Below are 10,846 nucleotides of genomic sequence, written 5' to 3'. Positions count from 1 at the left end.
ACGCAAACAAAAAGTTGGAACCAAGGTCAAGGAAGTGAATGCACCACTGGTTCTACAGAGACGATTTCAGGAAATGAGAGTATTTCACTCGCCGTAGGATCTGGAATTCTATCCGAATTCACTGGGACCGGCACAAGAATAAGCGTGGGATTTGAATTTGGACAGAGCCGCGCGATAAATACAAACACAACAACAACAAGTACAACTACAAACTCCGTAGGTATTGAAGTAAATAAGCCTGATGAGTTTTTGAATCCGGATGTATATAGGTACCTAGTAAACTCCTTTATATTAGGACAGCCATTTCCAGATGGTGTTTGGCAAAGTTTATTCTCTGATGGACCAACAGAAAATATTGTTTACACTGGTCCATTGATCACGGCGTTTACTGGCAACATGCTTTCAAACGATTCTGGGAATTTCTGGGAGGCTGGAGGAGTAAATCCTTATCTTATGTATCCAGACATTGGCTTGAATTTTCCTACGAGATGGGAAGTGGTACCAACTGTAGCAACAAGCATGGCCAGGCAGCCCAGTTATTGTAGACGGCAAAGTGCAAACTCCGCAGCTTTACTTTGTACTTTTATCAGAAAACCCGCTGAGAATGAAAATGAACTATGGGTCAATTCTTTCTACAATATGAGAGGTTTGTTTATCCAATCAGGTGACGAGCCAATAGGACCATCACAGACCTTTGTATACATGGGCGACGATATACACTTGAGTACAAGAGTTTACAACTTAAGTCTCACGGCATTAGATCCTTCAGATAAAGTGCATGTAGCTTTCTACAGAATGGAGTGGGACAATACTCTCAACGTCCCATTGGGTGAGAGTATCTTAATAGACGAACAGATAGTCGAGAGGGTAATACCGCCTTTTACATCTAGCGACGCACCTAATTGGACACTTGTAACAACCACTTTCAATACAGCAGAAGAGGATATGGGACCTGATAAGTATTGGGTATTCTGGGTACTTGTATATCCTGTAGACGATGAGGGAAATCTTGTCGAGGAATTACCTGGCTATGGTCTAGATTCATCGAATTTCACCCCGGGAGAGGAATTTAAATCTATTCTTGATGTCCCACTGGAGATGGTAACAGTAGAAGAATTTGACGAAGACGTTGTAAGATCTTTTACTAACAATGTCGGTTTCTACAAAAATGCGATATACGTTTCCGAGCTTCCACTAAATAGCGAAGCGGAACAAGATTCTACAATATTAATTGACAATTTATCAGTAACTCCTGAGCAAGTTTTTGTAGGTGAAGATGTGATAATTGATGGTGATGTGTACTCATTAGATGCAAGCACTGATGGTGTAGTTGTGCTCTTCCATGATAGGCATCCCGATGAAGCTGATAAAGCGTTCGATATCGAATTGATTTCCAACATCAGGGCCGACGGGCTTAACAATGTAAAAGTTATGTTCAAGCCCGAGTTTTGCGGAGAATATGAACTGTTTGTTTCTGCAAGGGACAAAGGGAATTCAAATATAGGCGCAGATTTATTGAGTGTTGTGCTTGATGTTATATGCCAGCCCGGAGATACAAACCTTGATGGACAACTAATTGGAGAAAATGGCAAACCAGTTGGTACAGGTGGAAACGGTAATTGTTCACTTGCCCAAGCTGGCAGTAGAGCCGAAGTGCCGCTATATTTGATCGTCCCATTATTGTTTGTGGCCGTAAGATTGGGGTACAGAAGAATTAATCAATAAGACAAGTAGTTTAGAGCGGTCGATGGGGTATTTGAGCCCTCCAGACCTTGTATTTAATATTTCAGTTATAGTATATATATAAATGACCTGGCGGTCGGTATTTGTCTATTTATCTGGGTTTCTATGAGCTAATCTTATTGGAGGAGTTTAATGACAGGAAAGAATCAAATATCAACAATAACTGTTTTTGCACTAGTTTTTAGTTTTCTATTTTTAATTTCCGCTGATATTGGTTATTCACAAACAGGATGTTGTGAACAAGAAGATGGGAGTGCATGCGATGACAATATAACCCAGCAGCAATGTGATTCAATGGACGGCGAGTTCTCTACGGATCGGATTTGTGGATTTTCTGACGAAATAGGATTTTTCTGCGGTTTTACTGACGTCGAATCCGTTGATGTATCTCCAGATGACACTACTGACCTACAAGACTTGGACAATAAATGCATTAGGCAATGTGCAAGACAAGCCAAAAAGGAAGTGCGCGATTGTAAGAACATTTCTTTAGATTGTTTTAATGACAATATTTCTGACCCTTTAGCAATTCTTGATTATTGTTCAGATTCTTTTTCTGGCTCATGCGAGGCTAATGTAAATCGAACTTACAGCCAGTGCTTAACTAATGTATGTGGAATGGACCTGATTTCTTATCGTAGTGAAGAGGAGTTTGATGCTTTAAACGGATCCAGCACTACCTGCTCAACCAATGGGGCGGATATCATCGACCCGGTACTCACAGAAATTCAGGCTGAGTTTAATAAGTTATGGGAAACAGAATCTTGTAAACCTTCGGTAGGGCTATGTCCATTGGAGCCGGTATTTGACGGCAAGATTCCCCTTGGATGCAGCTCCGATGGTGCAGATGGGGCTATTCTAAGTGGCCAATGTTTCTTAATAGACCCAGCATATCCTGTTTTTGCCGGTTTTTGGGTTGTTACTGATATAGCAAAATTAAATGGTCTACAATATCTGCAATTTGATAATATTAAGGTAACTGAAATTACCGGTGCGAGTGGCACTCAAAAATGCCCTTATGATAAATCCGCAGATGGAGGACCTTTTTCATGTTCTTATTATGGAAAAGGAACTGTAGACGCTAATCTTCAAAGTGGGAAAGAGCTTAAATTGGAGGATACAGACTTTAGGGTAAGTTTAAGGTGTGAAACTGTCGACGGTTCAGCAAAGGATCACACTCTTTACGAAGCAAGTTTTACTTGCACCGATAAAAATCCCGCAGGAGTTGCTCAATTTGATTTATGCGCGGGTAGCTGCGAGGACAGTCTTGATGGTACTATGACATATCTACAAATACCACCTAAAAAGAGCCTGTCACTTCAAGCGGGTGATCTTAAATGTGAATTTAATCCAAAGACAAGCCCAGTTAGCTGGTTTGAGGAATTAATGATCCCTCTTTTTGAAGATCAAATTGCAGACGCTTTAGAAGATCCTCTAGCTCTTACAATTGACACGGTGCTACCGCCTATGCCATTTCCGTCAAGCTGCTCGAATTGATGTTTTTTTGGTTTTAGGATTTGTTTAATTTCCGCATGAAATCCCGAGAACCGTTGCAATATCCTCAATATCGTTTTGACATGCGGCTAACTGATCATCATTTATATTCTCTTGTTCAAGATAAAGAAATTTCATAATATCTTTAGTTTCATTCGTATCAGTAGCGGTACAGACAATTTGACCATCGCAAATCTGGGCTGGAAACATCCCAGTAGTAGTATCAGTAGTTATTGCAGCTTCACATTCCAAGCTCAGATCACCGCCATCCGCATTTATAGTATGCGATCCCTGTAATGAAAGTAAGGTCTCGTTCCCAGAATTTTCCCCAGTATTTTTTGTAATACATTCGTCAAAGGCGTCCCCTCCCTGAGCGACCATCCATGCAAGTTCTGTCCAAAAGTCCTGGTCAAAGTTACATGGGCAGCTAACTTCCTCCACCCCAACCATATCCTGAGCGTTGCTGCTGTTGTCGCTGTCACAGCTTACTACTAGTCCGACTGAAGCCACTAGCAATAAGAACATAAATAGTTTATTAATGTTCATTTTGGTATCCCTCCATTTTATATTTTTTCCTTATTCTTCTAAATAGTAACAGTGCGGGAATAATCAGATAAAGAATATTAGATTTTCCTGATGAACCAGCTGCTGCAAGTGAGCATGAGTTGCCGCCTCCGTTATTACCCTCTGCAGGGGCAACTCCAGGCGGTGAGGATAGAGAAGTAGGTGCTATAGCCAAAGCAACCGGGCCACTACCAAGGGCTATTTTATCGATTAATACATTTGTGGCAATGTTATATACTAATATCTCTGAGTTACCATCAGATATATATGCCCTTTCTCCGTCTGGAGTTATAGCAACATCTGATGGGCCTAGGATTAAATCTATACGATTGGTAAGTCTGGCAAATATAGTATTTGTATCAGTCTCTATTACTGAAATACTATTAGTAGTGACGTTACCAACATATGCCAAACTGCCATCGGGTGTTATGCCAATACTTACAGGACTAGGAGTCTCCCGATCAATATCCGGTATTGTAATGGTTGTATCTACAGTATTACTAGAGGTATCAATCACAGAAACAGTACCGCTGCCAAAATTAGCCACATAAGCTTTTGTACCATCCGGGGTTATTGCAATAGCTACGGGCTCACCACCCACTTCAATTGGTACATTTACAACTATAATATCAGTTGAAATGTCTAACACAGAAACATTATCGCTATCTGAATTAGTCACATAAGCAGTATTACCGTCAGGTGATATAGCAATATCCTGTGGAGTAGTACCCACAGGAATTCGGTCACCTACAACCATATTTGTAGCAGTATCAATAATTGAAACATCATTGGATCCAAAATTAGCTACATAGACCGTTGCACCGTCCGGTGTTATGGCAATACCTTGCGGGGCACTTCCTACTGCAATTGGGTCAGTAACCGCCATATTGGTTGTAATATCTATCACAGAGACGCTATCGTCGTTGGTATTAGCTACATAAGCGGTTGTCCCATCCGGGGATATGGCAATACCTTGTGGAGCCCTTTCAACAGGAATTGAATCACCGACTGACAAGTTAGTCTCAGTATCTATGACCGTAACATCATCAGTGTCGGAATTAGTTACATAAATCAACGGTTCGGCAAAAACTGAGCTTGCATATATTAAAACAAAACCAAAGCTGGATAATAGTAATGCTGTAATATTGAGCATCCTTATCTCCCCCTAAAATAAGGTATATACATACTATGTATACTCGTATTTTTTAAACACCTAGGCCATTAATAATAAAACTATACCATATCAAAAGAAAACTATGTTCCTCTATGGCGGGCGATGGGGGATTCGAACCCCCGACCTCAGGCTTCGGAGGCCTGCGCTCTAATCCACTGAGCTAATCGCCCTTAGTTTTGTGTCCGAGGTAGTTTTAGTCCCAGCTCTTTCATCACAACCTGCATATCTTCCCAAGTTGGTTTTTTGAAATGGGGATTTCTAAGTAGTGCCGCGGGGTGATATGTGACCATGAGTTTTGATCCGCCGTAGTTATGAAACTTTCCTCTCAAACTGCCCAGGCTGGCTTTAGTCTTAAGAATTGATTTAGCAGCGGTCGCTCCGAGACACACTATAACTTCGGGCTGTATGTATCTGATCTGCTTAAATAGGAACAGCTCGCATGTATCCATCTCTGATGCCTCAGGTGTTCTGTTGTTCGGTGGGCGGCATTTTACAACGTTGCCGATATAGACATCTTCTCTTTTTAGTCCCATAGCTTCAATTATTTTAGTTAGGAGTTTACCGGATCTTCCTACAAACGGCTTACCCTGCATATCCTCATCGCGCCCTGGGCCTTCACCTACAAACATGAGCTTAGCTTTAGGGTTGCCATCACCAAATACCAGATTTGTTCTGCCTTCATGAAGCTGACACCGGGTGCAATCGCCAATCTCTTCTCTAATCTCTTCAAGCGACATAACTTCAGAATCAAAAAGACCTGCTGGTTCTTCAATAGTGATTATGTCTTCACCTACTGGCATTTGCTTTTTCTCCATTTGTTCTTGAGACTGCTCTTTTTTACGAACTTCTTTAACAGTTGGGCGCTGAGTTTCAGATTTAGTTTTGGGCAATCCTTCTAGGCCCATTTGCGCACGGAATTCCAGATAATTCTTAAGGTCCTTAGCTATGGATTTTATGTCATTATTACTACTCATTTGCCTGGTTCCTAATATAATACAACATCGCTAAATTGTAAAAGCACAGCTAATATAATAAGTCAGACTTTGAACTATTGTTTTGTTTCTGGTAAACCATTTAATTCTAAACTAAATTTGCGGAGCATAAACGGGTTATGAAAGAGAGTTACCAACCATTAGAGATAGAAAAGAGCTGGCGGGATAAGTGGGAAGAAGAGAAAGTCTACCAAGTAGAGGCAGACTCTTCTAAAGAAAAATACTACGTGCTGGAAATGTTTCCCTATCCTTCAGGGCGCATACACATGGGTCATGTGAGAAATTACACTATCGGCGATGTGACAGCTCGATACAAAAGGACAAGAGGATACAATGTGCTTCATCCAATAGGTTGGGACGCCTTCGGACTTCCCGCGGAGAATGCCGCAATAGAAAGAGGCGTTCATCCTGCTAAGTGGACCTATGAAAACATTGAGCAGATGAAGGCCCAGCTTAAAAAGCTAGGTTTTAGTTACGACTGGACAAGAGAGATTGCGACCTGCGACCCGTCCTACTATAAGTGGGAGCAGATGGTTTTTACCCATATGTACAAAAAGGGTCTTGCGTATCAAAAATCCACCACAGTAAACTGGTGCGGCCCATGTGGGACAGTGCTAGCCAACGAGCAGGTAGAGGATGGGCTATGCTGGCGCTGCGGCGCAGGGGTAGAGCTTAAGGAAATGGCAGGTTGGTTTTTTAAAACCACAGAGTATACAGAAGAACTACTTGAGTGGGCTGATAAGCTACAAGACGGCTGGCCAGAAAGAGTTTTGTCTATGCAGAAGAACTGGATAGGAAAGAGCACAGGCGCAGAATTAAACTTTAAGCTTCAAGAACCAGTTGAGGGCGGAGATGGTATCCAAGTTTTCACGACGCGCCCCGACACTGTATTTGGTGTCACGTATATGAGTATTGCACCGGAGCACCCTTTAGTAGAAGAATTAATAAAAGATAAGCCTGAAGAAGACGAGGTATTAGAGTTTGTAGAGCGTGTTAAAAAGCAAAGCAGTTTAGAGAGGGTAGCAGATGAAACCAAAAAAGAAGGGGTCTTTACAGGCGCCTATGCTATCAATCCCTTCACGCACACGAGCATACCTATATATGTTGCCAATTTTGTCTTGGTAGAATACGGAACAGGAATTATAATGTGCGTTCCTGCCCATGACCAAAGGGATTTTGAATTCGCAAAACAATATAATCTACCAATAAAAGTTGTAATACAGCCCAAGGGAGAGGAATTGGACCCTCATAAGATGTCTGAGGCTTACACCGAGCCAGGGGTTATGACTAACTCTAGAGAATTTAATGACATTCCGTCTGAAGAAGGAAAGGACAAGATAATTGAGTTTGCAGAGGAAAACGGAATTGGAGAAAAACAGATTAACTATAGATTAAGAGACTGGGGAATATCCAGACAGAGATACTGGGGCTCTCCTATTCCGATCATATATTGTGATAATTGCGGAACAGTTCCTGTTCCTGACTCTGATCTACCAGTCGAGCTTCCGCTGGATATAGAGTTTACCGGCACAGGCGGATCTCCTCTTTCAAAAATAGAGAGCTTCGTAAATGTCGACTGCCCAGCTTGTGAAGGACAGGGAAGAAGAGAGACCGATACCATGGACACATTTGTTGAATCCTCATGGTACTTCCTAAGATATGCTTCGCCAAATTACACCGAAGGTATTTTTAATAAAGACGACGTGGCATACTGGCTCTCAGTTGACCAATACATTGGAGGTATCGAGCACGCGATACTTCATCTTCTCTATGCGAGATTTTTCACAAAGGCGCTAAGAGACCTAGGCATGTGCGATTTAGATGAGCCGTTTAAAAACCTGCTTACGCAGGGAATGGTTATAAAAGACGGCGCTAAAATGTCTAAATCAATCGGCAACGTAGTTGATCCTGATGATATGATTGCAAAATACGGCGCTGATACCGTAAGGCTGTTTATTTTATTTGCAGCTCCTGTGAATAGAGATTTAGATTGGAGTGATGAAGGGGTTGAGGGTTCGTATAGATTTTTAAATAGGGTTTGGCGACTGATTTACGAGGTATTTGATAAAATTGATGGGGTAAGCGGAACTGAAATAGAACATGATAACCTCTCGCAAGAGGCAAAAGAGCTGCTTACAAAAACAAATAAAACCATAAAAAAAGTAACTGAAGATTTAGATAGGTTTCAATTCAACACCGCAATAGCTGCTGTGATGGAACTACTTAACGACACATCAAAATTTAAGCCTAATGCAGATGTTGACCTTGTGGTCTTAAGGCAGGCCATCGAAGCAATGGTCAGGCTTTTATATCCTATGGCACCCCATATTAGTCAAGAGCTCTGGCAGGAGCTAGGCTATCAGGATTCTCTGATTGATATGGAGTGGATTACCTGGGATATGAATTTAGTAGAGAGCGCTGCTATTAATATTGTAGTTCAGATTAACGGCAAGGTGAGGAGCCAGCTCACTATGGACCCGGACTCAACTGAAGATCAGCTCAAAGAAGCAGCTTTTTCTGATGAAAAGGTACAAAATCATCTCGCCGGCAAAGAACCTAGAAAAGTAATCGTTGTACCAAAAAGACTGGTCAATATCGTAGTCTAATTTAAGTGCTTTGATATTTGTTTAGGCTGTGGTATCTTGAACCCTTCATTTTATACAGCACACTACGGAGGTGCCATGACAAATGGCAGATAAAAACGAAAAAACTCTAGATGATTTTCTGACTAAAAAGGTAAAAGCAATTGAAGTAGACGCTCCTAAAACTGTGTCTCAGCTGTTATCAGAGATGGCAGAGACTGGATTTCAAGGAAAAAGTCTCGCAAAGGTGGTAGATGTATTTGAGCAAATGGTTAACGATGATGATGTTACGATACTTCTGGGATATACTGGCTCACTCTCTACGACAGGACAATGGAAAATAATAAACTGGCTCATTGAAAACCGCTACATAGATATCCTAGTTCCAACGGGAGCCAATATTTCAGAAGACATTATTGACGCTATGGGTTTTGACTACTGGCAGGGCTCTGCTACAGAAGACAACGAACTGCTTTTTAAAGAAGGCCTTAACCGTTACTATGACGTTTATGGAAAAGAGACGGACTATCTTGAGATGACTGAGCTCTTGGCTGAGTTTATTCTTACGCTGGATTCATCATACAATTATTCTTCAAGAGAGGTTCTTTATCACTGCGGCAAATGGCTGTCAGAAAAAAATATCCCAAGCATTGTAGCAAAAGCTGCCGAGCATGGGGTTCCCGTGTTTTGCCCTGCAATTGCAGACAGTCCTTACGGCGATGCTGCGCTAATAGCTCAGAGTAAAGGATTTGGTCTGACTATTGATGGTATTAAAGATTACGTTGAATTTATGAAGCTGGGAGAAACTGTAAAAGACACAGCTGTGATATACATTGGCGGCGGCGTGCCAAAAGATTTTATTCAGCTATTTGCCGTGACCGGTGATCTCTTATACGAAGACCGTCATGTACCAAACCGTGAGGCAGGACTTAACAGAAAAGGCACCGGGGCAGCTGAGACCTACTATCCTCACAAATACGCAATACAAATTACAACTGACTCTCCACAGTGGGGAGGTCTGTCCGGATGTACTTTTGATGAAGCGGTATCTTGGGGTAAGGAGGATCCGCAGGGTAGTTTGGTTCAGTGCTACTGTGACGCCACAATTGCACTTCCATTAATCTCTCATGCTTTGGCTGAACGAGTTGGCAAAAAGAGAAAAGGTAAGGATTTCTCAGGAATTCTATAGAAATTTTTTGATCAGATCAGAAAGCTCTATGGCTGAATCTTGAGGATTGGGCGATCCATAGACACTCGTTATTACTGCAATACCGTCAACACCAGTTTCTAAAATCTCATCTGCATTATCTTTGGTAATTCCGCCGATTGCGAATACCGGGATTTCCTTTATCAGATCTACAGCATCTTTAAGTACTTCGATCGATGTTGGCTCACGATCGGGTTTTGTTGGAGTGTAATAAGGTGTTCCAAAGGCGACATAGTCAGCTCCAGCTTTAACAGCATTTAATCCTCTATCGATTTGGTTGTAACAAGATACTCCAATTATTGCCTGAGCTCCTAATAGATTCCTGGCATTTTTTACTGATGTATCATCTCCGCCTAAATGAACGCCGTCTGCTCCGATTTCTTTTGCTAATTCCGGCGAGTCATTAATAATGAGCGGTACATCGTAGCTTCTGGTCACTTGAAGAAGTTCTTTGCCAAGTTTGATTATCTCATCTGTAGGAGTGTGTTTCTCCCTAAGCTGAACAATTCTTGCTCTGCCCTTTATGGACTGCTCTACAATATGTACGAAATTATCCCGCTCAATAAGTTTTTTATCGGTTATTACATATAGGCCGCCTAAATTAAATTTCGTCATCTATTATATGTAGATTGTCTATGCTTCTATCTTGGAGAATATTGCATCTTTTACAGCATCATAGTCTGCGGGAAGCTCAATAGGAGTGTTCGCATATTTAGAGAAAACTCCTTCAAGCTCTTTTTTATGGTATCCGATTTTAAACTCAACAAATTTAAGACCATGAGCAGTTGAGATAACCACTATTCTGTCATCGGGTTTGAAAACACCTTTTTCTTTTAACTTTAGAAACACTCCTAGTGCAACACCTGTATGCGGGCAGTTAAATGTTCCGGTTTTATCTACCTGAGCCGCAGCATCAGCGAGCTCTTCTTCACTTGCCTGCTCCACTATGCCGTCAAATTCTTTTAAAGTGCGTATTGCCTTATTAACACTCACAGGGTTTCCAATCTGAATGGCGTTGGCTAGAGTTTTTTTAGCCTTTACTGGATGAAACTCTTGAAAATTGTTTAGGTAGCTTAAGTATAGAGGGTTT

The 10,846-nt window shown here is 41.5% G+C and carries 9 protein-coding genes and 1 tRNA gene; 4 read left to right on the top strand and 6 right to left on the bottom strand.

What is annotated here, in order from left to right; all coding sequences use genetic code 11:
* On the top strand, positions 1-1,725 hold a 1,725-nt coding region (locus AAF462_05755), incomplete at its 5' end, for a hypothetical protein (protein MEM7008625.1).
* Between the two features lie 150 nt (positions 1,726-1,875).
* A complete protein-coding gene (locus AAF462_05750; protein ID MEM7008624.1) occupies positions 1,876-3,240 on the top strand; it encodes a hypothetical protein in 1,365 nt (454 codons plus the stop codon).
* A gap of 24 nt (positions 3,241-3,264) precedes the next feature.
* Here AAF462_05750 and AAF462_05745 read toward each other — a convergent pair whose 3' ends face one another.
* From AAF462_05745 to AAF462_05730, 4 genes are all read right to left on the bottom strand, one after another.
* The gene (locus AAF462_05745; protein ID MEM7008623.1) at positions 3,265-3,783 is read right to left on the bottom strand and encodes a hypothetical protein; all 519 of its coding nucleotides are present in this window, start codon (positions 3,781-3,783) and stop codon (positions 3,265-3,267) included.
* Positions 3,773-4,954, bottom strand: a complete 1,182-nt coding sequence (locus tag AAF462_05740) for a beta-propeller fold lactonase family protein (protein ID MEM7008622.1) — start codon at positions 4,952-4,954, stop codon at positions 3,773-3,775. The genes AAF462_05745 and AAF462_05740 overlap by 11 nt, the downstream gene beginning before the upstream one ends.
* 114 nt (positions 4,955-5,068) lie before the next feature.
* A tRNA-Arg gene (locus tag AAF462_05735) sits at positions 5,069-5,145 on the bottom strand.
* Positions 5,146-5,949, bottom strand: coding sequence for a uracil-DNA glycosylase (locus AAF462_05730; protein ID MEM7008621.1), 804 nt, complete (start codon positions 5,947-5,949; stop codon positions 5,146-5,148).
* A 137-nt stretch (positions 5,950-6,086) separates the two neighbouring features.
* Between AAF462_05730 and leuS the strand changes: the two genes are divergently transcribed.
* The gene (leuS, locus tag AAF462_05725; protein ID MEM7008620.1) at positions 6,087-8,573 is read left to right on the top strand and encodes a leucine--tRNA ligase; all 2,487 of its coding nucleotides are present in this window, start codon (positions 6,087-6,089) and stop codon (positions 8,571-8,573) included.
* 82 nt (positions 8,574-8,655) lie between these two features.
* Positions 8,656-9,738 carry a deoxyhypusine synthase family protein gene (locus tag AAF462_05720; protein MEM7008619.1) on the top strand — a complete coding sequence of 361 codons (1,083 nt, stop codon included), beginning with the start codon at positions 8,656-8,658 and terminating at the stop codon, positions 9,736-9,738.
* Here the strand turns inward: AAF462_05720 and thiE are convergent.
* Together thiE and AAF462_05710 are read right to left on the bottom strand one after the other, a co-directional pair.
* Complete coding sequence (gene thiE / locus AAF462_05715; GenBank protein ID MEM7008618.1) at positions 9,733-10,371, bottom strand: thiamine phosphate synthase; 639 nt, start codon at positions 10,369-10,371, stop codon at positions 9,733-9,735. The two genes, AAF462_05720 and thiE, sit on opposite strands and share 6 nt — an antisense overlap.
* Positions 10,372-10,389: 18 nt before the next feature.
* Positions 10,390-10,846: pyridoxal-phosphate dependent enzyme (locus AAF462_05710; protein ID MEM7008617.1), on the bottom strand; the 457-nt coding region annotated here is incomplete at its 5' end.

This window comes from Thermodesulfobacteriota bacterium (assembly GCA_039028315.1).
Classification (GTDB): Bacteria; Desulfobacterota_D; UBA1144; order Nemesobacterales; family UBA2774; genus CR02bin9.
The sequence above is the reverse complement of the archived record's forward strand: the minus strand, read 5'-3'. Positions and strand labels throughout refer to the sequence as shown.

What these genes read in the sequence shown, in the direction of transcription:
- AAF462_05750 (MEM7008624.1), top strand. Translation starts at nt 1,876, where the DNA reads ATGACAGGAAAGAATCAAATATCAACAATAACTGTTTTTGCACTAGTT.
- AAF462_05745 (MEM7008623.1), bottom strand. Translation starts at nt 3,783, where the DNA reads ATGAACATTAATAAACTATTTATGTTCTTATTGCTAGTGGCTTCAGTC.
- AAF462_05740 (MEM7008622.1), bottom strand. Translation starts at nt 4,954, where the DNA reads ATGCTCAATATTACAGCATTACTATTATCCAGCTTTGGTTTTGTTTTA.
- AAF462_05730 (MEM7008621.1), bottom strand. Translation starts at nt 5,949, where the DNA reads ATGAGTAGTAATAATGACATAAAATCCATAGCTAAGGACCTTAAGAAT.
- leuS (MEM7008620.1), top strand. Translation starts at nt 6,087, where the DNA reads ATGAAAGAGAGTTACCAACCATTAGAGATAGAAAAGAGCTGGCGGGAT.
- AAF462_05720 (MEM7008619.1), top strand. Translation starts at nt 8,656, where the DNA reads ATGGCAGATAAAAACGAAAAAACTCTAGATGATTTTCTGACTAAAAAG.
- thiE (MEM7008618.1), bottom strand. Translation starts at nt 10,371, where the DNA reads ATGACGAAATTTAATTTAGGCGGCCTATATGTAATAACCGATAAAAAA.